Here is a 23,354-nt window from a genome sequence, read left to right as displayed (position 1 = left end):
CTCCTTGAAAAGCGTGTCGATATCATCGTCCCATGACTACTGCGAAGATGCATCGTGAGCGCATATCCGAGATCATATCGCCGCTGACCGGTCCGGTGAGCCTGCCGCTGAGTTCGCTGCTGGATGCGCCGAGGCGACTGACCGCCGATGTGGAATCGCCGATCGATGTGCCCGGCTTCGACAACTCGAGCATGGACGGCTATGCCTTGGCCGCGGCCACCGTGGAGGAGATGCGGCACCGCCCGATTCCCGTGCACGGCCGCGTCGCCGCAGGAGCACGTGGTGAGGCAGTTCGACCAGGCACCGCAACCGAGATCATGACCGGGGCACCGCTGCCGCAGGGTACCGATATGGTCGTCAAGATCGAAGACACCTCACCGGGACGCTTCGGTGCCGAATCCATCACCCTCGACGCTCATGCGGAACCGCGCCCGGGAGCATTCGTCCGCCCCCGCGGCTCTGACGTGAGCGCCGGTCAGACCGTGCTGAGCGCGGGCACCATGCTGACGCCCGCCCACCTCGGCGTGGCCGCCGCGTGTGGAGTGAACGAACTGCCCGTGCTCGGCCTGCCACGCGTGCTCATCGTGAGCACAGGTGACGAGATCGCCGCCGAGGCGGCCGCCGGAATCAACGACGCGAACTCAGTGACGCTCTCGGCCGGGCTGCGCCGCCTCGGCGTCGAAGTCGATGTCGCCTTCGTCCCCGATGATCCGCAGCAGCTGCTCGACCGAGTGCGGCGCAGCGACGCACAGCTCGTCATCTCCACCGGCGGAATCTCCAAAGGCGCTCACGAAGTCGTCAAGCTCGCAGCCGAACTCGATGCCGAATCCGCGATGGTCTTCGAACCCATCGCCATGCAGCCCGGCGGACCACAGGGATGCGGGCGTCTGGCAGACCACGCCTGGGTCGCGCTGCCCGGCAACCCGGTGAGCACCCTCATCAGCTTCGAACTGTTCATCCGTCCCGCGCTGCTCGGCCTGGCAGGCGACGCAGCGCCCCGCGAAGTCGCCCACCACCGCCTGGCCCACGGGTTCGATGAGACCCCGCCGGCCGGGAAGCTCCAGGTCCGCCGTGCCCGGCTCACTGAGGCGGGCCTCGAATTCGTCGGCGATTCCCGTTCCCACCTGCTCCACAGCTACGCCGAGGCGACCCACCTCGTCTTCGTCTCACCCGACGAACCCGGACCGGACAACCCATTCTCACCCGCGGGGGATAGGCTGATGACGTGGAAGATCGCATGAAGCTCTCGCACGTCGACGAGACCGGAACCGCCCAGATGGTCGATGTCGGCGACAAAGACGTGACCAAACGCCGGGCGGTGGCCACCGGGACCATCACGACCCGCAGCGAGGTCATCGACATGATCGCCGAGGCGGGACTGCCCAAGGGAGACGCCCTGCCCGTGGCGCGCATCGCCGCAGTGATGGGGGCGAAGCGCACCAGCGACCTCATTCCCCTGTGCCATCCGCTGCCGCTGACCGGAATCGACGTCGAATTCGCACTCGGCGACGATCGTGTGACCATCACCGCCGCAGTGAAGACGGTGTCGAAGACCGGAGTCGAGATGGAAGCCCTGACGGCCGTGACCACGGCCGCGCTGACGATCTTCGACATGATCAAGGCCGTGGACAATCAGGCCGTGATCAGCGATATCAAGGTCATCGAGAAGTCAGGCGGAAGGAGCGGAGATTGGACACGAGAGTCATGAGCACCGGAACCGTCGTGACCACGGGAGTCGTCGAGACCCCGGTTTCGACCCAGGCACTCGAACCCGAAGTCCTCACCGACACCTGCGGCGCAGTCGTGAGCTTCTCCGGCGTCATCCGCGACCACGACGAGGGCCGTGGCGTCAGTTCCCTGCACTATGAGGCCCACCCCCTCGCGGCCGATCAGATCGCCGAGGTGGCCGCCGACATCGCTGCCCGCCACGCCGAGGTCCGCCTCTCCGTCGTCCACCGGGTCGGCGACCTCACCATCGGAGACGTGGCTCTGGCCGCCGTCGTGGCCTCGGCCCACCGGAAGGACTCGTTCCTGGCCTGTTCCGAACTCATCGACGAGGTCAAAGCCCGAGTGGCGATCTGGAAGCACCAGCACTTCGCCGACGGCAGCGACGAATGGGTGGGAGCCCTCGAATGACTCAGCTGCGCATCAGCGAGGCCGCACGGTTCCTCGGCGTCAGCGACGACACGGTGCGCCGGTGGGTCGCCGACGGGCGGCTCACCTCGCTCAAGGACTCCTCGAACCGTGCCGTCGTCGAAGGCAGGGAACTCGCCGAACTCGCGCAGTCGTCCGCGGCCTCACTCGCCGACCCCAGCGGCGTTATGAGCTCCTCACGCAACCGCTTCGCCGGACTCGTCACTGACGTCAGCATCGACGGAGTGATGGCCCAGGTGAGCATGCAGTGCGGTCCTTTCCGCGTGGTATCGCTGATGTCGGCCGAAGCCTGTCGTGAACTCGAGCTCGAACCGGGAAGTCTCGCGACCGCCTCGGTGAAGGCGACGATGGTGTCGATCGACACCGTCCCGGGTTCATGAATCGCAGCCGACTCTTCCCCGCAGCACGACACATCCAAGTCTCATAATCGGAACTGAAGTCGACACGAAGCCGCATCTGCGGGTTCAATGGGTGTATGAAGAAAACCCTGCTGGGGCTCTGCACCGTCGCAGCCCTGACCCTGACCGCCTGTTCCTCGGGATCGGACTCGGGGCCCGAAGTGGACCAACCGGAAGAGATCACCGTCTTTGCCGCCGCTTCGCTCACCGAAGTCTTCGAAGACGTCGCCGATAAGTACAAAGCCGCCGATCCGAGTGCACCCGATGTGAAGTTCTCCTTCGCCGGATCGTCCGACCTGGTCTCCCAGATCTCCGAAGGTGCCCCCGCCGACGTCATCGCCACCGCTGATGAGAAGACGATGGACACGCTGGAGACAGACGACCTGCTCGCCGGCGAACCTGAGACGTTCGCTTCGAACACACTCACCATGGCTGTGGCCGACGGCAATCCGAAGGCGTTCAAGAGCTCCCAGGACTTCCCCGGCAACGACCTCGTCGTCTGCGCGCCCCAGGTGCCCTGTGGAGCCGCGACGGAGAAGTGGGCCGACCTCAATGACGTCGAACTCGATCCGGTCAGCGAAGAGAACTCGGTCACCGACGTCCTCGGCAAGGTCAGCGCCGGACAGGCCGATGCCGGAATCGTCTACGTCACTGACATCGCCCGTGGAGACGGCAAGGTTCAACAGGTCGACCTCGACGGCGCAGACAAGGTCATCAACAAGTACCCGGCCGCCACAGTCAGAGCCAGCGAGAACCAGGACCAAGCCGATGCCTTCGTGAAGTTCCTCGGCTCCGACACGGCTCAGAAGCTGCTGCGCGACGCCGGATTCGCCGCAGGCTGACCATGCCCGCGCAATCCTCGAACCGTTCGAAGGCATCCCCGTCCCTCTCGCCGAGGAGGCTCAGATCGGATTCGCTCATTCCCGGCTGGTTGTGGCTGCCCGCCGTCATCGGCATCGTATTCCTGCTCCTGCCGATCATCGGCATGCTCACCCGAGTCGACCCGCAGAGTCTGCTCGCCGTGATCACGGCCGAGGAATCGCGGCTGGCGATGAAGCTGTCCCTGCTGACCTCGATGATCTCGGCCCTGGTCAGCGTCGCCCTCGGGTTCCCGCTGGGCTACCTGCTCGCGACCAAGGACTTCCGCGGGCAGCGGATCGTGCGCACCCTCATCCTGCTGCCGCTCGTGCTTCCACCGGTGGTCAGCGGTCTGGCACTGCTCTACACCTGGGGGCGCTCGGCCGTGCTCGGCGGCGCCGCGGAAGATCTCGGACTGAGCCTGGCCTACACCACCTCGGCGGTGATCATGGCCCAGATCTTCGTCTCGCTGCCGTTCATGGTCATGTCGGTCGAGACCGCAACCACGGCTCTGGGGCGTCGCTTCGAGCTCACCGCCGCCGAACTCGGGGCGAAACCCGACCGCGTGTTCTTCACGGTCACGCTGCCGCTCCTGCGCAACGGCATCACCACTGGCGCCGTCCTCTGCTTCGCTCGCTCCCTCGGTGAATTCGGTGCCACCCTGACCTTCGCCGGATCCCTCTCCGGCGTCACTCGCACGATGCCCCTGCAGATCTACCTCGTCCGCGAATCGGATCCGCAGGCCGCCATCGGCCTGTCCCTGCTGCTCATCGTCATCGCCGTGGTCATCATCGTCCTAGCGTACCGATCCCCGCACGCCCCCCGCCTCCGCCCGACACCCCGGACGGTGAAGTCCACGCTCGCCGAGGCGGCCACCCCGCCACCGCGCCATGACCGGGCACAGGGTGCTCCGATCACATCCGGTCCACCGTCCGGAGGGCGTCTGAGCACCGCGGTGGAACTTGCCGAGCGGGGAATCGCTCTCAACTTCACCGTCCCCGTCGGGGGGACGACCGCGATCATCGGGCGCAACGGCGCCGGCAAATCGAGCCTGTTCCACATCCTCACCGGAGCGCTGCGCCCCGACTCCGGACACCTGCGCATCGGTGACGACGCGATCTTCGATCTGGACGCCGGGCACTGGCCGGCCATCCACGACCGCGGCATCATCCATCTGGCGCAGAACCCGCTGCTGTTCCCGCACCTGAGCGTCATCGACAACGCGAGCTACGGTCTACGCGCTCACGGCATGGCCCGCGGGCCGGCCCGGGAACGGGCGCAGGACATGCTCGACCGCCTCGGCGTCGGTCACTGTGCGCAACGGCGACCCGAAGCGGTCTCGGGCGGCCAGGCCGCACGCATCGCTCTGGCCCGCGCCCTCCTCGTCGATCCGCGGCTGCTTCTGCTCGACGAGCCCCTTGCCGCACTCGACGTCGATGTGCGCGTCGAGACCCGTCAGGTGGTCGCCGAACTCCTGGCCGATCGCAGCGCACTGCTCATCACTCATGACATCGACGACGTCAGCGCGCTGGCCGATGAGCTCGTGCTCGTCGAAGATGGAGCGGTGGAACTGTCGGCCCAGGTAGGGCACGTCGATCCAGGGCAAGCCGGAGCAGGGGAGGACTTTCTGCGGAGCTTTTGCATGATGGACCACGACGGCATAGTGTGCAATCAGTCACATTGAACCACTGACATTTCAAGGAGCACAGCGCCGTGGCCGAACTGTCCTATTCCTCCGGTATCTCCACCGAACCCCTGCTCGGGATCACCATCGGAGAGCACTTCAAACGCATCGCGACTGCGAACCCCGATGCCTTGGCACTCGTCGACCGGAAATCGAACCGGCGGTGGACGTACGCGGAGTTCGACGCCGACACCGATGCACTGGCCGTGGGACTGCTCGAACGCGGCGTGAAGAAGGGCGACCGAGTCGGGATCTGGGCGCAGAACGTTGCCGAATGGGCCCTCGTCCAGTACGCGACCGCGAAGATGGGCGCCATCCTCGTCAACGTCAACCCCGCCTACCGCAGCCACGAACTCGAATACGTGGCCAAGCAGTCCGGGATGACGCTGCTCATCTCGCAGGTCGTGGCACCCCCGCATTCGGATTTCCACGCCATCGGCACCGAGGTAGCTGCGAAGGTCCCGGCACTCGACCTGGTGTTCCTCGACACCGTCCCCGAGGACCTCATCGGCGGCGCGAACATCGGCGAACGTCAGTCCTTCGCCCGCCTCATCGGACACGGCAGGCAGCTGCTGGCCGACTCGGGCGCGAAGTACGGCGTCCGCCTGCAGCAGGTGATGGACGACCTGTCGGCCGATGAGCCGATCAACATCCAATACACCTCAGGCACCACCGGATTCCCCAAAGGCGTGACGCTCAGCCACCACAACATCCTCAACAACGGATTCTTCATCGGCGAGACGCTCTCATACACCACTGCTGACACCGTCGTCGTGCCCGTGCCCTACTACCACTGCTTCGGCATGGTCATCGGCAACCTCGCCGCACTCAGCCACGGGGCGGCGATCGTGCTGCCCTCACCAGGCTTCGACCCGCTGGAGACGATGACCGCCGTCACCGAGGAGAAGGCCACCTCCCTCTATGGTGTGCCGACGATGTTCATCGCCGAACTCGAACACCCGCAGTTCTCCGAGTTCGATTTCTCGAGCCTGCGCACCGGCGTCATGGCCGGGTCCCCGTGCCCGGTGAACACGATGCGCAGAGTCATCGACGATATGAACATGTCGGAGGTCGCCATCTGCTACGGCATGACCGAAACGGCACCCGTGTCGATGATGACCCGCGTCGACGACTCCCTGGAGAAGCGCACCCAGACGGTCGGGCGCGTGATGCCCCATCTCGAGATCAAGATCGCCGACCCGGTCACCGGACAGACTCTCCCGCGCAGACAGAAGGGCGAATTCTGCACCCGCGGCTACGCGGTCATGCTCGGATACTGGGAGCAGCCCGACAAGACGGCGGAGACGATCGACGCAGCTCGGTGGATCCACACCGGCGACCTCGCGATCATGGACGAGGACGGCTACGTCGACATCTCCGGTCGCATCAAGGACATGGTCATCCGCGGCGGCGAGAACGTCTATCCGCGGGAGATCGAAGAGTTCCTCTACCACCACCCGGCCATCCGCGACGTCCAGGTCGTCGGGGTCTCCGACGAGAAGTACGGGGAGGAGCTCATGGCTTGGGTGATCCTCAAGGACGGCTTCGAATCCCTGAGCGCCGAGGAGGTGCGGGAGTTCTGCTCCGGCAAACTCGCCCACTTCAAGATCCCCCGCTACGTCGAGGTCCGGGATTCCTTCCCCATGACGGTGTCGGGAAAGATCCGCAAGATCGAACTTCGCGAAGAGGGCGAGAGGATCGCACACGCCGCCGTCTGAGGCCCAGCCGCGATCCGGAACCGAACTGCATTCGGATCGAGCCTGAGATCACAAGTCGGTTGCAGTTCGAACCCGACCGGGCATGAGTTTCTCTTGCGTGCCCGAATTCACTAGGATCATTGTTCATGAGAGCTGAATCACCACCGCCACTGGTGTCCTTGAGCAATGTCGAGAAGCACTACGGCGACTTCCACGCTTTGAAGAACGTCAACCTCGATATCGCCGAACGCGAGGTCGTCGTCGTCATCGGCCCCTCCGGGTCAGGCAAATCGACCCTGTGCCGGACGATCAATCGGCTGGAGACCATCACCTCCGGCAGCATCACGATCGACGGCAGCGAACTGCCCGCCGAAGGCGCGGCCCTGGCTCAGCTGCGCTCCGACGTCGGCATGGTGTTCCAGGCCTTCAACCTCTTCGCCCACAAGACGATCCTCGAGAACGTTACGCTGGGACCGATCAAGGTGCGCAAGATCCCGAAGGCCGAGGCGGACCAACAGGCGATGGCGCTGCTCGAACGCGTCGGCGTCGCCCACCAGGCCGACAAGTATCCGGCTCAGCTCTCCGGCGGGCAGCAACAGCGTGTTGCAATTGCCCGGTCTCTGGCGATGAAGCCGAAGGTGATGCTCTTCGACGAGCCCACCTCGGCGTTGGACCCGGAGATGATCAACGAAGTCCTCGATGTCATGGTCGGACTCGCCGAGGAGGGTATGACCATGGTCGTGGTCACCCACGAGATGGGCTTCGCGCGCAAAGCCGCCCATCGCGTGGTGTTCATGGCCGACGGGGAGATCGTCGAAGTCGCCGAACCCGAGGAGTTCTTCACGAACCCCCAGAGCCCCCGAGCCAAGGACTTCCTGTCGAAGATCCTGACCAACTGACACCACCGCTTTCAATCAGCACCACCTCACTCACAAGGAGAGACCATGAAGAAGCTCAGACTGGCGGTCGCCTCGGTGGCCATCGGAATGCTGGCACTCAGCGGCTGCGGCCAGGGCGGAACCCCGGACGCACCTGCCGACGGCGACGGCGCCAAGGCAGAAGCACCCGAATACACAGTCAACGAGAGCGCGGACATCGCCGACTCGAAGACATGGAAGGCCGCGAAGGACGCCGGTGAGATCACCATCGGTGTGAAGAAGGACCAGCCGGGCCTCGGCAACGTCTCGGCCGGCTCTGAACAGCCCGAGGGCTTCGACATCGAGATCGCGAAGATGGTTGCCGCACAGCTCGGATTCAAGCCTGACCAGATCAAGTACACGGAGACGGTCTCGGCCAACCGCGAGCCGTTCCTGCAGCAGGGCAACGTCGATCTGGTCGTGGCTACGTACACGATCAACGATGAGCGCAAGAAGGTCGTCGACTTCGCCGGACCGTACTACGTCGCCGGCCAGGATCTGCTCGTCGCCGAGGACTCCGATATCGCGGGACCTGAGGATCTCGACGGCAAGAAGGTCTGCTCCGTCGACGGTTCGACCCCGGCGCAGAACATCAAGGACAAGTACAAGAAGGCCGAACTCGTCACCTATGACGCGTACTCGAAGTGCGTCACCGACCTGCAGTCGGGCTCCGTCGACGCGGTGACCACCGATGACGCGATTCTGCGCGGCTATGCCAAGCAGTACGAGGGCGAGTTCAAGGTCGTGGGCAAGCCCTTCACCGAAGAGCCCTACGGCGTCGGTCTGCCCAAGGACGACAAGGCCCTGCGGGACGCGGTCAACGATGCTCTGGAGAAGGGCATGGACGACGGCGATTGGAAGAAGGCATTCGAATACACCCTCGGATCCACCGATGGTGTCGACATGCCCAAGGTCGACCGCTACTGACCCAGTCCACAGATTGACATGATGCGAGGGCACCGACAGCGGTGCCCTCGCATCGATTAAGGAATCTGCCATGGATTTCCTGGAGCTTCTCCAGATGTTCCTCTCCGGCGCGTGGGGAACGATCAAACTCTTCACCGTCGCCCTGATCGGATCGATGATCCTCGGTACGGTGCTCGCCGCGATGCGTGTCTCACCGACCCCTGTGCTGCGCATCGCCGCATCGACGTACATCAACGTCGTCCGGAACACTCCGCTGACGCTCGTGATGTTCTTCTGTGCGTTCGGACTGCCGTTCCTTGACATCCGATTCGGGTCGACGAGTTCGTTCAACTCCTTCGTCTACGCCACGATCGCTCTCATCGCCTACACCGCGTGCTTCGTTGCGGAGACGCTGAAGTCGGGAATCGCGACGATTCCCGTCGGGCAAGCTGAAGCCGCACGCGCAGTGGGCCTGAGCTTCGGCCAGACCTTGAGCGAAGTGATTCTGCCGCAGGCGTTCCGCACGGTCATCCCGCCCCTGGGCAGTGTGATCATCGCGATGCTCAAGAACACCTCCATCGCCTCGGCGTTCAACAACCGAGAGCTGATCTCCGCGATGCGCAATGCCATCGAAATCCGCGGTGACCTCGTCATCCCGATCTTGTTCGGCACCGCCTTGGCCTATCTGATCCTGGCTCTGCTGCTCGGCCGTGTCTTCGACTACCTGGAGAAGAAGCTGGTGATTCTGCGATGAGCGCTCCCACTCAAGTGCTGTTCGACGAACCGGGGCCGAAGTCGCGCCGGAACAACATCATCCTCTCGATCGCGTCGCTGATCGTGCTGTTGGCACTCGTTGCATTTGTGATCTGGAAGTTCGCCGACGCCGGTCAGCTCGCACCCGAGAAGTGGTACCCCTTCACCTTCGCGCAAATTCAGACCGTCCTGCTCCAAGGCATGCTCGCGACCCTCAAGGTCGCGGTCGTGGCATCAGTCCTCGCGTTGGTGGTCGGAGTGGTCTTCGCCCTTTTGCGGCTCTCACCCAAGAAGGTCATCTCGGTCCCCGGAACGATCGTCCTCGAATTCTTCCGCGGCGTGCCCGTGCTGCTGCTCATCTTCGCGATGTTCCTCCTCTTCGGCAACGAGATCGGTTCCTTCTGGTCGGTCGTCTTCGGCCTGACCCTCTACAACGGAATGGTGCTGGCCGAGATCATCCGTGCAGGCATCCTCGCCGTCCCCACCGGGCAGCGTGAAGCGGCCATGGCGATCGGGCTGCGCTCGGGACAGGTGATGAGTCTGGTGCTCATGCCGCAGGCGCTGCGAGCGATGATGCCGACGATCATCGCTCAGATCGTCGTGCTCCTGAAGGATTCGGCTCTGGGCTTCATCGTCACGTATCAGGACCTGCTCTACCAGGTGAACCTCATCGGCCGAGAGTACAACAACCTGTTGCCGACGTTCATCGTCGGGGCACTCCTGTTCATCATCATCAACATGATCGTCGCCGGGTTCGCCCGCTGGCTCGAATCCCGACTCCAGCGAAAAACGACCGCCGACACCGAGGCGGATGCTCTGACCTCGAAGATCATCGACTGATTCCCCGGTTGCGAACAGGGCCCGGTCGACAGCGACCTGGCCCTGTTCGACCATGTATCGTTCACATAGGAGTCGGCCATGAAGGAGTGCATCAATGCCACAGCCTCAACTCAGCCCCACACCGGTTCGAATGGTGAAGAACATCGACCGCGAACGGTACGAGCTGTTCACCGATGAGAACCCGGGAGAGTTCATCGGGTTCCTCGCCTACCAGGTTATCGATGACCACACTCTGGAACTCCAGCACACGATCATCTCCGAAGGCTTCTCCCGACGAGGCTTCGCCCGTACCCTCGTCACCCAGGTGCTCGACCTCATCCGGGCCGACGGGTCGACCATCGTGCCGACCTGTTCGTACGTCCAGGACTACCTCGAGCGCTTCCCGCAGTACGGCGATCTCGTGTCCCCTCAGTGACGGAGAGACAGCAAGGCGGCGGAGCGGGCCGTTTCGCTCCGAGCCCGAGCGGTGACCTCCACATCGGCAATATCCGCTCCGGACTGCTCAGCTATGTGCGTGCCCGGCAGACAGGCCGGCGGTTCGTGTGGCGGATCGAAGACCTCGATCGGGTGAAGGCCGGAGCAGCCGACTCACAGCTTCAGGTCTTCGCCGACCTCGGCGTCGTCCCGGACGAAGCTCCTCTGGTCCAATCCGAACGCACTGCCGAATACGCCGCCGCGATTGCGAGGCTGGAGGCGGACGGACTCGTCTACGAATGCTATTGCTCACGCAAGGACATCGCTCAGGCCCCGAGCGCACCGCACGCACCACCCGGGGCGTACCCGGGGACCTGTCGCCGTCTCGGGGAAGAAGAGCGCGAGTCCGCCCGACTGAGGCTCGAAGCGAGCAATCGGCGCCCGGCGCTGCGTCTGCGCGCGGACAACCGAGTCCACAGCATCGACGATGTGCTGCTCGGCCGGGTGGAGGCCGTCGTCGACGATCTCGTGCTGCGGCGAGGTGACGGTGTCTTCGCCTACAATCTCACCGTCGTCGTCGATGATGCAGCGACCGGAATCGACGAGATCCTGCGCGGCGACGATCTCGCTTCTTCGGCACCCCGGCAGGCGTACCTGGCACGGCGGCTTGGTCTGCCCGAACCGGACTGGGTGCATGTTCCACTGGTGCTCAACGACAGTGGTCAGCGGCTGGCCAAACGCGATGGAGCGGTGACCTATCAGCAGCTGCGCGGCCTCGGCTGGACCAATGAAGACGTCTTCGCCTGGATGCAGCAGTCACTGGGATTCGACGGAGACGGTGCCCCGTGGAGATCCGTCGACGATATGGTCAGGGACATCGACTTCGCTCGGATGGCGACGACGCCGACGGTCTTCATCCCGCCTGCGGGCTCCTAGGGCCGATTCCGCTCAGGCCGTCTCCTCGTCAGGCCGATGCTTCATCAGGCTGCGGACGAGTCGACGGCGTCTCGGATGACGTCGTCGTAGATCGCTTCGAAGGTGTCGAGGGTGTATTCGATATCGTGTTTGGCCACGACATCGAGCGACGCCTTCGACATGGCATCGAGTTCATCATCGGGCATTCGGCAGATGCGGGTGAAGCGATCCGCCAGCGCATCCGTGTCGCGCGGCGGAAACAGGTACCCGTTGACTTCGTCGCGGACGAGGTGCGGCAGGGCCACAGCATCGGCGAGGACCACAGGTTTGCGCGACGCCAGTGCCTCCAGCGTGGCGATGGACTGCAGCTCAGCGGTCGACGGCATGCAGAAGAAGGTGCAGCGCTGGTAGGCCTCCATGAGCGCCTTGTCACTGATCTTCCCGAGCACATGCACTCGATCGGCGATGCCGAGTTCGGCAGCCAGCTGCTTCAGCGGCTCCTCCTGGTCACCGCCGCCGGCGATGTCGGCTTCGAGCCCGAGCGCGGGATCGGTCTTCGCCACAGCCTCGACGATGTCGGCGGCGTGCTTCTCCGAGGAGAGCCGACCGACGAAGAGAACACGTGGGGGAACGGCCCGCGACGCGGCGCAGTCGAGTTCGCGCAGATGAGCAAAGCGTTCCAGATCGATCCCGCAGGACACTGCCCTGATGGGCGAGGAGAACCCGTTCTCGGTGAGCAGATCGGCGGCCAGCTGCGTCGGAACCGTGATGAAATCGGCGGACTGGAACTTCCGGCGCAGATCCCACCAGGCGATGGCGGTGCCGCCGTCGAGAACGGCCTTCGGAGCTTTGAGATAGGGGCGGACATTGTCGGGCATGAAGTGGTTCGTGGCCACGACAGGGATTCCGCGCCTGATCGATTCGGAGAACGCATAGCGGCCGATGACGAAGTGCGCCTGAGTATGCACGACATCGGGGCGGACGCTGTCGAGGAGCCGCGAGAGCTCGGGCCTCGTCTCCCACGGCATGCAGATCATCCACGTCGGGTGCAGGGGCCACCTGTGAGCGGTGAGTCGGTGGACGGTGACCCCGTTCTCGACACTGACCGAGGGTTTGCCCGTGGCCGAGGGGCAGGCGACGTGGACGTCGTTGCCACGTGCGGCGAGACCTTCGGCCAACCGTTCGGCGAATTTCGCGGCACCGTTGACTTCGGGGGCGTACGTCTCCGCCGGGATGAGGATGCGGCGTTTCGGGGTGGGACGGTGCGCAGACAGGATTCAGCTCTCCTCGGTGTCGGTCATGGTGTCGGAACGGCGGGCGTTCCTGCGCTGAGCTTCTCGATCTCTGACATCGGGATGATACCGCGACAATACAACGACGGCTGCGCAGGCGACCACTCCGGTGAGCGAGATGAGGATGATGAGCCAGACGGGGGAGTGGGCCGCCTCGCCGAGGACGACGGTGCCGAGGATGACGGCACCGATCGGGTCGATGACGGTGAGACCGGCGATGACCATCTCCGGGGGGCCCGCGGCATAGGAATTCTGGACGAACAGGGACCCCAGGGCCACGGCCGCCAGCAGCGCCGCGACATTGATCCAGGTGACCTGGTCGAGTCCGGCCTGGAGGAACTGGACGCTGACAAGGTGAGCGTTCGTCGCCACACAGGCGAACAGCAGGCCGGCGGCGATGATGAGCACGAGCTGAGGGGCGTGGCGGAAGACCACCACGATCACCAGCCCGACCGCCACGGCGACGGCGGTGATCCAGAACAGCGGCATCGCATCGGCTCCGAGGTGGACCTCCGACTGTGCCGTCGTCGCCGAGAGCGCGACGAAGAGCGTCACCCCGGCGGTACACCAGACGACTGACTGAACGAGTCGCCTGTTGACCTTGAGCCCGCGGTGGCGGACGCCGAGCAGCACCGAGACGATGAGTGAGAATGCTCCGATCGGCTGCACGACCATCACCGGAGCCAGCGCCAGGGCCACGAAATTGCCCGTCGTTCCCACTCCGAGGATGATCAGCCCGAGCAGCCACCGACGATTGCGCAGCAGCTCGGTGAAATGGGCCCAGCTGAGTCCGTTGTGGGAGTCATTCTGCCCGGCGACCGCATCGTGCTGATACAAGGCGCCATAGGCCAGTGCCACGGCCGCGAGGACGGCGAGGGCGATTGCCACTATGGTCACGATGAGTCTTCCGGTATCGACGGTGTGGAGGTGGGGAGCGGATCGCTTCGAGTCTATCGCGCGGGGCGGCGGCGGAGATGGCCGCAGACTGTGTTTGTCCTGACTGTAAGGCAACCCTGCGGCGACGGGTGGGGAAACCCTCAGCGCTGTGGCCGAAGCACCCTCAATGCTGTGAGCTAAAGCACTCGTCACGGTTTTGTTCGCCGGCCAGGAGATTTGCTAAGCTGGAACACACGTCCGCAGGAAACTGCGGCATTCCTCCGTAGCTCAGTTGGCAGAGCATTCGACTGTTAATCGAAGGGTCGCTGGTTCGAGCCCAGCCGGGGGAGCAGCCAAGGTCCCGTCCGTGAGGACGGGGCCTTCGTCGTTGCCGACATTGCGCTCTGTGTCGTCGACGTGGACGGGGAATAGGCTCTGCACGCGGCGGGTTCAACTGGCATGAAGTCTTTCGGATTCCTCAGTTTCGGTCACTACGACAACGCTGGCGACCTCGACGCTGGGCGGATGCTGCGCGATGCGGTGGAGATCTCCGTCGGTGCCGACGAGCTCGGCGTCAACGGTGCCTACTTCCGAGTCCACCATTTCGCGACCCAGGCGGCCTCTCCCATTCCGCTGCTGTCGACGATCGCCGCGAAGACCAGCAACATCGAGGTCGGTACCGGGGTCATCGACATGAGATATGAGAACCCGCTCTACCTCGCCGAGGAGGCCGCCGCCCTCGATCTGCTCTCCGACCAGCGAGTGGCGCTGGGCATCAGTCGCGGATCCCCGGAGCCGGCCCTGCGCGGTTGGGAAGCCTTCGGCTACGAGGATCCCACCGAGCCGAAGGCCGCGAACATGGCCAGGGAGAAGTTCGATCGGTTCCTCCGGGCCATCCGCGGCGAGGAACTTGCCCCGGCGGATCCGCAGCAGTTCGGTCCGGGGAAGCGTCTGCGCATCGAACCGCATTCCCCTGGCCTTGAACGCCGCATCTGGTGGGGAGCTGGATCCGCATCCACCGCCGAATGGGCGGCACAGCAGGGTGTCAACCTGATGAGTTCGACTCTGCTCACCGAGGCGACCGGCGCCGCATTCGGAGACCTGCAGGGCGAGCAGATCGCCAGGTACCGTCAGGCGTGGAGCGCCGCTGGTCACGAATGGACTCCGAGAGTGTCCGTCAGCCGCAGCATCTTCCCGATCACCACCGACCTCGACGACCTCTACTTCGGTCGGCGTGGGGCCGGCCAAGGGGATCAGATCGGCATCATCGACGACACACGCTCGACGTTCGGCCGTGCCTACGCGGGTGAACCGGACCAGCTGATCGACGAGCTCAAGTCCGACCCGGCGATCGCGGCGGCCGACACCCTCATGCTCACCATCCCCAGTCAGCTCGGCGTCGACTACAACCTGCACATCCTCGAGTCCTTTGCCCAGCACGTCGCGCCGGCCCTGGGCTGGGCTCCTGCCGGATAATGCTGAGACGCGGGGTCGAACCGGACTGCATGAACGTAGGATGAGGCGAGGCAGAGACGATGAAAATGAGGGGGCCGCGTGAGCGAGAGCACGAAGATGACGCAGACGCAGAAGCGCATCCTCCTCATCGGCCTCGTTCCCCTCTTCATGTCCCTGCTGTCGGTGTCCAGCATCAACGTCGTCCTGCCCTCGATCGCTGCTGATATCGACGCCTCCACTTCGGCGCTGCAATGGGTGCTCACCGGTTATGCGCTGTCCTTCGGCGTGGTCCTCGTCGCCGCCGGACGTGCCGGAGACGTCTTCGGACGCGGACAGCTGTTCGCCATCGGAGTCGGTCTGTTCGGGCTGTCCTCGCTGGTGGCCGGAATCGCCCCTGATCCGCTGACGCTCAACATCTCCCGAGTGACCATGGGGCTGGGCTCCGGATTCCTCAATCCGCAGGTCGTGGGCCTGCTGCAGCAGTACTTCCAGGGGCCGCCGCGCGGTCGTGCATTCGGGCTGATGGGCACCACCGTCGGTCTGTCGGTGGCCATCGGCCCTGTGCTGGGCGGTGCCCTCATCGCACTGTTCGGCAGCGACCTCGGCTGGAGAGCGACCTTCCTGGTCAATGTTCCCTTCGCCATCGCCTCCCTCATCCTCGCCCGGGCCTGGCTGCCTGCCGGCGCATGGCGACCTGCCGTCGACCAGGACGCGAAGAACTCCGACGGCGGCAAGGATCTCGACCCCGTGGGGGTCATCCTCCTCGGCATCGGCGTCCTCCTGATCCTCCTGCCCTTCGTCGAATCATCGCTGGGCTGGTTCATCTGGCTGTCCCTGCCGATCGGCATCGGCATGATCTGGGTGTGGGCCCGGTGGGAACGTCGGTACGCGCGTCTGGGCCGTCCCCCGATGGTCGATCTCGATCTCTTCCGCATCCGCAGCTTCAGCAACGGTGCGATCATCATCGCCCTCTACTTCCTCGGCGTCACCAGCGTCTGGGTCCTCGTAGCCATGTACATGCAGCAGGGGCTGGGACACACCGCCTTGGCCGCGGGAATGATCGGTCTGCCGGCCGCGCTGTGCTCGGCGGTCTCAGCCGATGTGTCCGGACGGTTCGTTTTCCAGATCGGGCGCCGCCTCGTTGTCTGGGGGATCGCGCTGTGCCTCGTCGGTCTGGTGGCCACGATCGCCGTCGTCGCGCTGCTGTCCCAGGGCATCGGAAGCGAGTGGTGGATGCTGCTGACCCTGGCGTTCATCGGCACCGCGCAGGGCATGGTCATCAGCCCCAATCAGACTCTCACCCTGCAGGAGGTCCCCCTGAGGTACGCCGGGTCCTCGGGAGGAGTGCTCCAGACCGGGCAGCGCATCGGCACTTCGATGGGGCTGGCGATCATGACCGCGCTGGCGTTCTCGATCACCGCGGCGAGCAATTGGCATTGGGGGATGATGGGAGCGTTCGTCGCGATCGCCGTCATCGTCATCCTCGCCGGTATCGTCGGTCTCATCGAGGTTCGCCGAGGCGGCCCCCGCCGGGCTTGAGTGCCGCTCGCGCCGCGCCCGGCCGAGTCAGGCAATCGTCAGCTGTCAGCGCAATAATGTTACGGATTTTAGACAATCCGCTGTGTCCGAATGTGGAAGACTGTGAACGCACATCAGCCCATGGAAGGAAACACAGTGGTCGAGGCCGTACCCGATGACGAGCTGGGGCTCGAGGAACTCGTGCGCTCGGGCGGGATAGAAACCTATTTCGCCCCCGTCGTCGACGCACTGACCTTCCAGCGGGTCGGCCACCAGATTCTGCAGGCTCCCACGGGTTCCCCGGAGCTGGGTCGTGCCGAGTCGGAGAACCTGCGTCACGCCATGCGCGCCTCGACGATCACGGGTGATATCGACGCCTCTCTGCGTGACTCCGCGCTGCGCACGGCAGAAGGAGCCGGACTGCCGAAGTCGAACCGCCTGTTCCTCCATGCCGAAGCTGAGTCTTTTGCGACCCTCGAGGATCGCACCGGAGAACCCGACCGCTCGGTCATCCTCCAGCTCGACGCCACCCGGGTCGCCTCGTCCCCGGCCTCAGTGCTGCGCTCGGTGCGGTCGGCACGCGCCATGGGCTGGGGAGTGGGCATGTCTTCTGTGGGGGCCGATCTGCGCAGCACTGCCTTCGTCCCGCTGGTCAATCCTTCGGTGGTCGGACTCCACCCGGACGTTCTGCGCATCGACTGCGACTCCCATCTGGCCGAACTCAACCGTCTTCTCCACGCCCATCTCGAACGCACCGGTGCGGTCATCCTCGCCGACGGTGTCGAGACCGAAGAGGATCTGGACCGTGTGCGTGCGCTCGGGGCGCGGTACATGTCCGGGCCCTACTTCGGTGAGGCCACGAAGCAGCCGCAGGCGTTCTCCGAGCCGAACGAGGACGCCCTCGTATCTCACTACTCCCGCAATCTGCCTGCACTGGGCACCCCGTATTCGATCTCGCAGGGACTGCGCCGCGAGCCTCTGGTGATGAACCGCGAACTTCTCGTCGCGCAGATCGCCGCCTTGGAAGAGCGTGCTCTGGCATCGGGAACCGCGACCATCACCCTCGGAGTGTTCGGAGAGGACGACGACTTCTCCGAGGCGACACGACTCCGTTATGAGAAGATCCGGGACACCGTGGGGCTGACGGCGATGTTCTCCGGCGGCTTCGACGGACCGCCGATTCCCGGAGTGCGCACCGGACTCGTCGACGCATCCGATCCCATCCGCAATGAGCACGGCGTCGTCGTGGTCGGGCCGGACTGGTCGGGCATGGTTGCAGCGTCGAAGCGCAACGATCCGGGCAGCGACGGACAGACCGTCTTCGATGTCTACATCACGACCGACCGCTACACCTGCGTCGACGCCGCACGCAGCGTTCTGACTCGCGTCGCACCCCTCACCGCAACAGCGAAGCTGCGGGCCTGAGCGGCGCGAGTCCGGGTGTCCCGACTCCGCTGAACGCACGTGTGATGCGAATGGGGAAGCGGGCTCCGATGGTGCTAATGTTGTCTCGGCTGGCCCCCGTAGCTCAGCTGGTTAGAGCAGGGAACTCATAATTCCTTGGCCGTCGGTTCAAGTCCGACCGGGGGCACCACGAACCATCGAACCGGTTCGGACAAAGGAGCGTGGGCAGTCCACTCTCCGCCCGGATCGTTCCTGACGAGTTCGGCAATTCTGCGGTCGTCTGCCTCCGCCTCGTCGAACAGGTGTGTGAAAGAGGCCTCCGCCTTCGGGTTCTCGGCGGAATGCTCGGCCCGTATTCGCATTGCCCCGGTGTCGTCATCGGATGAAGAGATCTCGACGACGAATTGCGGGCCCACTTCGGCAGAGACCACTCGTGCCAGACGAACGCCCTCCTCGGTGAATGCGCGCGCTGCCGCATCGGATACCCAGTCGATCTCATCGTTGAGCGAGTCATAGTAGGACTGCTCCACACCTGCAGCTCCGCGACGAGGCCAGAGGACAGCCCTGATTTCCGACAGTCGATGGGATCGCGGATCCACAGCACCGAACATGCATAGTCGGGGAACATGCGGATAGTCCGCGGCGGTCGTTCGTCGGTCATCTGCTCCTCGGTCATGACGCCAGCCTATGGCCGGTCATCCGCTCGGCACAGACACCCGACGCCACCAGCATCTTTGATGCTTGGCTGTACGACGAACATCGACTATTATGTGGTCAGCACCTCCTTTCGGATCGTAGGGGAAGACGTATCCGAGGTAGGAGGCAGAAATGGATATGACTCAGGGCGTACTCTTCGTCCACTCAGCACCTCGTGCGCTGTGCCCTCACATCGAGTGGGCAGCGGGCGGGGCCATCGGCGCACAGGCACGCTTCGACTGGACACCCCAGCCGGCAGCACCAGGGCTCGTGCGCGCGGAAGTCTGCTGGCGCGCGCCCGCAGGCTCCGGAGCTCGCATCGCATCCGCACTGCGCGGCTGGGATTCACTCCGCTATGAAGTCACCGAGGAGCCCTCGGCCGGAGTCGACGGCGGTCGATGGAGCCACACACCCGATCTGGGCATCTACCACGCCGTCACCGATACGGCCGGCAACATCCTCGTCCCTGAAGACCGCATCCGCTCCGTGATGGAGCGCGCTGCCGGTGACCCTGCGAAGTTCTCCTCGGAGATGGCGACCGCTCTCGGCGAAGCCTGGGACGAGGAACTCGACGCGTTCCGTCACGCAGGAGAAGGCGCACCGGTGCGCTGGCTGACGAAGGTCGGCTGAGCCGCTCCCTTCACCGCCGAACTGCACTCAGCTGCGAGAGTTCGGGCGTTCACAAATGCAGATGGGCACACCCTCCTACCTCGGGTGTGCCCATTTCGCACGCTATCGTGCCTGCGCGCTTATGCAGGAGGCTCTGCACAGACCACTCTCCTGGGCACCTTGAGCAGATTGCTCAGCGCAAACTACCTTCCCAGGCGTATAGTGCGTCTTGCGCCCAAATGGAAACGGCCCACTCTGAGTCAGTCGGAAAGCACAGTTTCAAAACCGTGTTTTTCGACTCAGAGTGGGCCGTAGAGCTGTCTGAGTTCGCTCAGAACTTCAGACTGAGCGGAACGCGACGACGGCGTTGTGACCGCCGAAGCCGAACGAGTTCGTGATCGCTGCGATATCGCCGGCAGGCAGATCCGCAGGCGTGTCACGGACGATGTTGATCCCCTTGACCTTCGGGTCGACTTCGTCGACGTTGATGGTCGGGGGAGCGGTGCGAGTCTGCAGCGCCTTGACCGTGAGGATCGCCTCCACGGCACCCGTACCTCCGAGGAGGTGTCCGGTCATCGACTTCGTGGCCGAGACCAGTGCATCGGAGACGTTGTCACCGAGGAGTTCGCTGATGGCCAGCGATTCCGGGATGTCTCCGACAGGAGTCGACGTGGCATGCGCATTGACGTGCTTGATCTCAGCGGCGGTCAGCCCGCCGGCGTCGAGTGCCTGCTGCATGGCGGCCAGCGCGTGCTTGCCCTCCGGCTCTCCACCGGTGATGTGGTAGGCGTCGTTCGAGATGCCCCAGCTGGCCACCTCGGCGTAGATCTTCGCTCCACGAGCCTTCGCATGCTCCTCGGTCTCGAGGATGAGCGTGCCCGCACCTTCGCCCATAACGAAGCCGTCGCGGTCGACGTCATAGGGACGCGAAGCGGTCTCGGGCGAATCCGTGCGACGCGACAGCGCCTGCATCGAATTGAACGCGGCAAGAGTGATCGGGTGGATCGCTGCTTCCGAACCGCCGGCGATGATGATGTCGGCCTTGCCCGAAGCGAGAACATCATAGGCGTGGCCGAGGCTCTCGGTCGATGAGGCGCAGGCGGAGACCAGGGTCTGCACGCCGGCACGAGCCTTGAATTCCATGCCGATGGCGGCCGCAGGTCCGTTGGGCATGAGCATGGGAACCGTCAGGGGCATGACCCGGCGCGGGCCTTCCTCCTGCAGGGTGTCCCAGGCGTCGAGCAGAGTCCAGACTCCGCCGATTCCGGTGGCCCAGGAGACGGCGGTGCGTTCCGGATCGGTCTCCTCGAGACCGGCATCGGCCATGGCTTCACGAGCAGAGATGAGAGCGAACTGGCTCGAAGGATCGAGGCGTTTGGCCTGGACCCGTTTGAGATTGTCGGGCACGACCTGTGGGTCGACCTGCGCTGCGAAGTCCACGGCGAGGCCGTACTTCTCTGACCAATCGTTGTCCATTGTGTGGACGCCGGACTGACCGGCCAGAATGGCTTCCCAAGTGGCATCGACAGTCGCGCCCAAGGGGGTTACCGCACCGATTCCGGTGACGACAACTTTAGATGTCATGGTACAAACCTCGTCGATAGTGTGGACACGGCCCGTCTGTGGACGGGCCGTGTTCGGCTGCTGTGTGTCAGGCTTCCTGAGCCTTGTTGATGTAGTCGACAGCGTCCTGAACGGTGACGAGGTCCTTGACGTCGTCATCGGGGATCTTCACGCCGAACTTCTTCTCAGCGTTGACGACGATGGTCATCATCGAGATGGAGTCGATGTCGAGGTCGTCGGTGAACGACTTGTCGGCTTCGACTGCTTCGACAGCCAGGCCGGTCTCTTCGTTGACGATCTCTGCCAGCCCAGCGAGGACTTCAGCTTCGGTGAATGCCATTTCTTTCCTACTTTCTGATTTCGGTCGAGGGTTTTTCGACCGTTTGAGGAACTTTTCGACGAGTGTCCCGCCGAATATCTTAGGACATTCACGGAGAGTTTTCCGTGAATGGGTGTGTCTCAGGGCAGGCGCACGACCTGAGCACCGTAGACGAGGCCCGCGCCGAAGCCCATCTGCAGGGCGAGACCGCCGCTGAGTTCGGGCTGTTCCCGCAGGAGCCGTTCGGTGGCCAGCGGGATCGACGCCGCCGAGGTGTTCCCGTTGTCGGCGATGTCACGTGCGATGACAACGGACTCGGGGAGCTTCAGCTGCTTGGCGAGCTCGTCGATGATGCGCATGTTCGCCTGGTGCGGGATGAAGGCAGCGAGATCCTCGGCCTCGATGCCGGAAGCAGCGAGAGCCTCCTTGGCCACCTCGGCGCCGTCCCACACGGCCCAGCGGAAGACGGTCGGCCCGTCCTGGCGCAGGGTCGGGAAGGGCAGTTCGCGGTCGTCGCGGATGTCGTAGAGGGAATCCGTCATCCGGATGGTCGACCAGTTCTCGCCCTTCGAGCCCCACACCGTCTTCGAGATGCCGGGTTCGTCGGCGGAGGACACGACGACCGCGCCGGCGCCATCACCGAGGATGAACGAGATCGAACGGTCCTCGGGGTCGATGACCTCGGAGAGCTTTTCGGCTCCGATGACGAGGACATTGTCGAGCGTGCCTGCACGCACCAGCGCGTCGGCCTGGGAGATGCCGTAGCAGTAGCCGGCACACGCCGCGCTGATGTCCCATGCCGGGATCGGCCCGGTCCCCAGCCGTGCGGTCAGTGCCGCAGCCGCTGAGGGTGTGAAGTACTCGAACGTGACGGTCGAGATGATGATGCCGCCGATGTCCTCCGGCTTCAGCCCCGCCGAGGCGATCGCCTCGAGCGCGGCTTCCTCGGACATGTCGAGGACGCCGACGTCTTTGCTGGCACGACGGCGGGTGACGATGCCCGTGCGCTGACGGATCCATTCGTCGGAGGAGTTGATGGGTCCGGCGATATCGTCATTGGTGACGAGGTTCTCCGCACGGTAAGCACCGATTCCGGCAATGCGGGAGAAAGTGCCGAGTTCGGCAGTCTTGAGTGTAGGCATGGCGTCTTCTTTCGATTCTCAGGCGTGGGCTGCCGCGAACTCACGCGCGCCGTCGAGGTCGGCGGCCGATTTGATGGCGAATGTCTCGACGCCCTTCATGGCGCGTCGAGCGATTCCGGTCAGCGTTCCACCGGGGACGAGTTCGATCATTCCGGTCACACCGGAGTTCAGCAGCGCCTCCTGGCACAGATCCCAGCGCACCGGGTTCGTGACCTGCTTGACCAGGCGGTCGACATACTCGCGACCGGCCTCGACCGCAGTGCCGTCGGCGTTGCTGAGGATCGAGACGGCAGGGTCGGAGACCTCCATCGCCGAGGCGGCGGCAGCGAGATCGGCGGTGGCGGCAGCCATGAACTCGGTGTGGAAGGCGCCGGCCACTGCCAGCGGGATGACCCGAGCCCGCTCCGGCGGGTTCTCGGCCAGGGTCTCGAGCGCCTCGAGAGAGCCGGCGGCCACGGTCTGGCCCCCACCGTTGACATTGGCGGGGCTGGCCCCGGCGGCCTCGATCGCGGCGAGAACATCCTCGGGCTGGCCGCCGACCACGGCGGACATGCCGGTCGGAGTGGCGGCGGCAGCGGCGGCCATTCCATCGGCACGGACCTTGACGAAGGCCATGGCGTCGGCCGGGGTGAAGATGCCTGCGATCTGTGCGGCCGCGATCTCACCCACGGAGTGGCCGGCGACGACGGCAGGGCTGACGCCGAGCTCGGCGGCGCAGGCGATGGCGGAGGCGACGAGCAGAGGCTGTGCCACCGCGGTGTCCTTGATCGTCTCGTCATCGGATTCGGTTCCGTGCAGACGCAGATCGATTCCCGAGGCTGTCGAGAGTTCGTCGATCTGTGCCGAGAAGGTGTCGAGTTCGAGGAACGAACTCAGGAAACCGGTCTTCTGGGCTCCCTGGCCCGGACAGGTGATTGCAAGCACTCAGTTCTCTTTTCGTTGGG

The 23,354-nt window shown here is 64.5% G+C and carries 24 protein-coding genes and 2 tRNA genes; 20 read left to right on the top strand and 6 right to left on the bottom strand.

All coding sequences use genetic code 11. From position 1 onward, the window contains the following. Nucleotides 1-32: 32 nt before the first annotated feature. The 13 genes from SB749_RS09140 to gluQRS all read left to right on the top strand — a co-directional run bounded on the left by SB749_RS09140 (nucleotide 33) and on the right by gluQRS (nucleotide 11,557). Nucleotides 33-1,241 carry a molybdopterin molybdotransferase MoeA gene (locus SB749_RS09140; protein ID WP_410710075.1) on the top strand — a complete coding sequence of 403 codons (1,209 nt, stop codon included), beginning with the start codon at nucleotides 33-35 and terminating at the stop codon, nucleotides 1,239-1,241. Beyond that, a complete protein-coding gene (gene moaC / locus SB749_RS09135) occupies nucleotides 1,238-1,708 on the top strand; it encodes a cyclic pyranopterin monophosphate synthase MoaC (protein WP_410710499.1) in 471 nt (156 codons plus the stop codon). The genes SB749_RS09140 and moaC overlap by 4 nt, the downstream gene beginning before the upstream one ends. Continuing rightward, nucleotides 1,705-2,136, top strand: coding sequence for a molybdenum cofactor biosynthesis protein MoaE (locus SB749_RS09130; protein WP_410710498.1), 432 nt, complete (start codon nucleotides 1,705-1,707; stop codon nucleotides 2,134-2,136). The genes moaC and SB749_RS09130 overlap by 4 nt, the downstream gene beginning before the upstream one ends. Further along, nucleotides 2,133-2,534: a TOBE domain-containing protein gene (locus SB749_RS09125; protein WP_410710074.1), complete on the top strand. Its 402-nt coding sequence runs from the start codon at nucleotides 2,133-2,135 to the stop codon at nucleotides 2,532-2,534. Before SB749_RS09130 ends, SB749_RS09125 begins: the two co-directional genes overlap by 4 nt. A gap of 95 nt (nucleotides 2,535-2,629) precedes the next feature. Then, complete coding sequence (gene modA / locus SB749_RS09120; RefSeq protein ID WP_410710073.1) at nucleotides 2,630-3,394, top strand: molybdate ABC transporter substrate-binding protein; 765 nt, start codon at nucleotides 2,630-2,632, stop codon at nucleotides 3,392-3,394. A gap of 2 nt (nucleotides 3,395-3,396) precedes the next feature. Further along, nucleotides 3,397-5,094 carry an ABC transporter permease gene (locus SB749_RS09115; protein WP_410710072.1) on the top strand — a complete coding sequence of 566 codons (1,698 nt, stop codon included), beginning with the start codon at nucleotides 3,397-3,399 and terminating at the stop codon, nucleotides 5,092-5,094. Between the two features lie 29 nt (nucleotides 5,095-5,123). Continuing rightward, nucleotides 5,124-6,812, top strand: a complete 1,689-nt coding sequence (locus tag SB749_RS09110) for an AMP-binding protein (protein ID WP_410710071.1) — start codon at nucleotides 5,124-5,126, stop codon at nucleotides 6,810-6,812. A gap of 125 nt (nucleotides 6,813-6,937) precedes the next feature. Beyond that, a complete protein-coding gene (locus tag SB749_RS09105) occupies nucleotides 6,938-7,690 on the top strand; it encodes an amino acid ABC transporter ATP-binding protein (protein ID WP_410710070.1) in 753 nt (250 codons plus the stop codon). A 45-nt stretch (nucleotides 7,691-7,735) separates the two neighbouring features. Beyond that, nucleotides 7,736-8,635 (top strand): glutamate ABC transporter substrate-binding protein, encoded by a 900-nt coding sequence (locus SB749_RS09100; RefSeq protein ID WP_410710069.1) that lies wholly within the window; start codon nucleotides 7,736-7,738, stop codon nucleotides 8,633-8,635. Nucleotides 8,636-8,705: 70 nt separating this feature from the next. Then, a complete protein-coding gene (locus tag SB749_RS09095; protein WP_410710068.1) occupies nucleotides 8,706-9,368 on the top strand; it encodes an amino acid ABC transporter permease in 663 nt (220 codons plus the stop codon). Beyond that, the gene (locus SB749_RS09090; RefSeq protein WP_410710067.1) at nucleotides 9,365-10,207 is read left to right on the top strand and encodes an amino acid ABC transporter permease; all 843 of its coding nucleotides are present in this window, start codon (nucleotides 9,365-9,367) and stop codon (nucleotides 10,205-10,207) included. The genes SB749_RS09095 and SB749_RS09090 overlap by 4 nt, the downstream gene beginning before the upstream one ends. A 94-nt stretch (nucleotides 10,208-10,301) precedes the next feature. Further along, a complete protein-coding gene (locus tag SB749_RS09085) occupies nucleotides 10,302-10,622 on the top strand; it encodes a GNAT family N-acetyltransferase (RefSeq protein WP_410710066.1) in 321 nt (106 codons plus the stop codon). Beyond that, on the top strand, nucleotides 10,619-11,557 hold the full coding sequence (gene gluQRS, locus SB749_RS09080) for a tRNA glutamyl-Q(34) synthetase GluQRS (protein WP_410710065.1): 939 nt from the start codon (nucleotides 10,619-10,621) through the stop codon (nucleotides 11,555-11,557). The genes SB749_RS09085 and gluQRS overlap by 4 nt, the downstream gene beginning before the upstream one ends. A 44-nt stretch (nucleotides 11,558-11,601) precedes the next feature. On the opposite strand, the gene SB749_RS09075 is transcribed toward gluQRS, so the two are convergent. Both SB749_RS09075 and SB749_RS09070 read right to left on the bottom strand, forming a co-directional pair. Continuing rightward, nucleotides 11,602-12,771, bottom strand: coding sequence for a glycosyltransferase (locus SB749_RS09075; RefSeq protein WP_410710497.1), 1,170 nt, complete (start codon nucleotides 12,769-12,771; stop codon nucleotides 11,602-11,604). Nucleotides 12,772-12,813: 42 nt separating this feature from the next. After that, entirely contained in the window at nucleotides 12,814-13,725 is a 912-nt protein-coding gene (locus tag SB749_RS09070) for a DMT family transporter (protein ID WP_410710064.1), read from the bottom strand. A gap of 256 nt (nucleotides 13,726-13,981) precedes the next feature. Here SB749_RS09070 and SB749_RS09065 point away from each other — a divergent pair. The 7 genes from SB749_RS09065 to SB749_RS09035 all read left to right on the top strand — a co-directional run bounded on the left by SB749_RS09065 (nucleotide 13,982) and on the right by SB749_RS09035 (nucleotide 19,407). Then, a tRNA-Asn gene (locus SB749_RS09065) sits at nucleotides 13,982-14,054 on the top strand. A gap of 109 nt (nucleotides 14,055-14,163) precedes the next feature. Then, complete coding sequence (locus SB749_RS09060; RefSeq protein ID WP_410710063.1) at nucleotides 14,164-15,180, top strand: LLM class flavin-dependent oxidoreductase; 1,017 nt, start codon at nucleotides 14,164-14,166, stop codon at nucleotides 15,178-15,180. Between the two features lie 96 nt (nucleotides 15,181-15,276). Further along, nucleotides 15,277-16,698 (top strand): MFS transporter, encoded by a 1,422-nt coding sequence (locus SB749_RS09055; RefSeq protein ID WP_410710496.1) that lies wholly within the window; start codon nucleotides 15,277-15,279, stop codon nucleotides 16,696-16,698. A 102-nt stretch (nucleotides 16,699-16,800) separates the two neighbouring features. After that, a complete protein-coding gene (locus SB749_RS09050) occupies nucleotides 16,801-18,102 on the top strand; it encodes an EAL domain-containing protein (RefSeq protein WP_410710062.1) in 1,302 nt (433 codons plus the stop codon). A gap of 92 nt (nucleotides 18,103-18,194) precedes the next feature. After that, a tRNA-Ile gene (locus SB749_RS09045) sits at nucleotides 18,195-18,271 on the top strand. Between the two features lie 31 nt (nucleotides 18,272-18,302). Next, the gene (locus tag SB749_RS09040; protein WP_410710061.1) at nucleotides 18,303-18,467 is read left to right on the top strand and encodes a hypothetical protein; all 165 of its coding nucleotides are present in this window, start codon (nucleotides 18,303-18,305) and stop codon (nucleotides 18,465-18,467) included. A 448-nt stretch (nucleotides 18,468-18,915) separates the two neighbouring features. Beyond that, nucleotides 18,916-19,407 (top strand): DUF3145 domain-containing protein, encoded by a 492-nt coding sequence (locus SB749_RS09035; protein WP_101546746.1) that lies wholly within the window; start codon nucleotides 18,916-18,918, stop codon nucleotides 19,405-19,407. Nucleotides 19,408-19,725: 318 nt separating this feature from the next. Here SB749_RS09035 and SB749_RS09030 read toward each other — a convergent pair whose 3' ends face one another. The 4 genes from SB749_RS09030 to SB749_RS09015 form a co-directional block, all read right to left on the bottom strand. Next, nucleotides 19,726-20,970 carry a beta-ketoacyl-[acyl-carrier-protein] synthase family protein gene (locus SB749_RS09030; RefSeq protein WP_410710060.1) on the bottom strand — a complete coding sequence of 415 codons (1,245 nt, stop codon included), beginning with the start codon at nucleotides 20,968-20,970 and terminating at the stop codon, nucleotides 19,726-19,728. 67 nt (nucleotides 20,971-21,037) lie between these two features. Then, on the bottom strand, nucleotides 21,038-21,289 hold the full coding sequence (locus SB749_RS09025) for an acyl carrier protein (protein WP_025776743.1): 252 nt from the start codon (nucleotides 21,287-21,289) through the stop codon (nucleotides 21,038-21,040). Nucleotides 21,290-21,408: 119 nt separating this feature from the next. Continuing rightward, nucleotides 21,409-22,410 (bottom strand): beta-ketoacyl-ACP synthase III, encoded by a 1,002-nt coding sequence (locus tag SB749_RS09020; RefSeq protein ID WP_410710059.1) that lies wholly within the window; start codon nucleotides 22,408-22,410, stop codon nucleotides 21,409-21,411. An 18-nt stretch (nucleotides 22,411-22,428) separates the two neighbouring features. Then, a complete protein-coding gene (locus SB749_RS09015; protein WP_410710058.1) occupies nucleotides 22,429-23,334 on the bottom strand; it encodes an ACP S-malonyltransferase in 906 nt (301 codons plus the stop codon). Nucleotides 23,335-23,354 lie beyond the last annotated feature (20 nt).

Source organism: Brevibacterium sp. SIMBA_078 (genome assembly GCF_046534565.1).
In the GTDB taxonomy this organism is placed as follows: domain Bacteria; phylum Actinomycetota; class Actinomycetes; order Actinomycetales; family Brevibacteriaceae; genus Brevibacterium.
The sequence above is the reverse complement of the archived record's forward strand: the minus strand, read 5'-3'. Positions and strand labels throughout refer to the sequence as shown.

Coding starts and splice junctions, on each gene's coding strand:
- SB749_RS09140 (WP_410710075.1), top strand. CDS start 33: ATGACTACTGCGAAGATGCATCGTGAGCGCATATCCGAGATCATATCG.
- moaC (WP_410710499.1), top strand. CDS start 1,238: ATGAAGCTCTCGCACGTCGACGAGACCGGAACCGCCCAGATGGTCGAT.
- SB749_RS09130 (WP_410710498.1), top strand. CDS start 1,705: ATGAGCACCGGAACCGTCGTGACCACGGGAGTCGTCGAGACCCCGGTT.
- SB749_RS09125 (WP_410710074.1), top strand. CDS start 2,133: ATGACTCAGCTGCGCATCAGCGAGGCCGCACGGTTCCTCGGCGTCAGC.
- modA (WP_410710073.1), top strand. CDS start 2,630: ATGAAGAAAACCCTGCTGGGGCTCTGCACCGTCGCAGCCCTGACCCTG.
- SB749_RS09115 (WP_410710072.1), top strand. CDS start 3,397: ATGCCCGCGCAATCCTCGAACCGTTCGAAGGCATCCCCGTCCCTCTCG.
- SB749_RS09105 (WP_410710070.1), top strand. CDS start 6,938: ATGAGAGCTGAATCACCACCGCCACTGGTGTCCTTGAGCAATGTCGAG.
- SB749_RS09100 (WP_410710069.1), top strand. CDS start 7,736: ATGAAGAAGCTCAGACTGGCGGTCGCCTCGGTGGCCATCGGAATGCTG.
- SB749_RS09095 (WP_410710068.1), top strand. CDS start 8,706: ATGGATTTCCTGGAGCTTCTCCAGATGTTCCTCTCCGGCGCGTGGGGA.
- SB749_RS09090 (WP_410710067.1), top strand. CDS start 9,365: ATGAGCGCTCCCACTCAAGTGCTGTTCGACGAACCGGGGCCGAAGTCG.
- SB749_RS09085 (WP_410710066.1), top strand. CDS start 10,302: ATGCCACAGCCTCAACTCAGCCCCACACCGGTTCGAATGGTGAAGAAC.
- SB749_RS09060 (WP_410710063.1), top strand. CDS start 14,164: ATGAAGTCTTTCGGATTCCTCAGTTTCGGTCACTACGACAACGCTGGC.
- SB749_RS09055 (WP_410710496.1), top strand. CDS start 15,277: ATGACGCAGACGCAGAAGCGCATCCTCCTCATCGGCCTCGTTCCCCTC.
- SB749_RS09035 (WP_101546746.1), top strand. CDS start 18,916: ATGACTCAGGGCGTACTCTTCGTCCACTCAGCACCTCGTGCGCTGTGC.
- SB749_RS09030 (WP_410710060.1), bottom strand. CDS start 20,970: ATGACATCTAAAGTTGTCGTCACCGGAATCGGTGCGGTAACCCCCTTG.
- SB749_RS09025 (WP_025776743.1), bottom strand. CDS start 21,289: ATGGCATTCACCGAAGCTGAAGTCCTCGCTGGGCTGGCAGAGATCGTC.
- SB749_RS09020 (WP_410710059.1), bottom strand. CDS start 22,410: ATGCCTACACTCAAGACTGCCGAACTCGGCACTTTCTCCCGCATTGCC.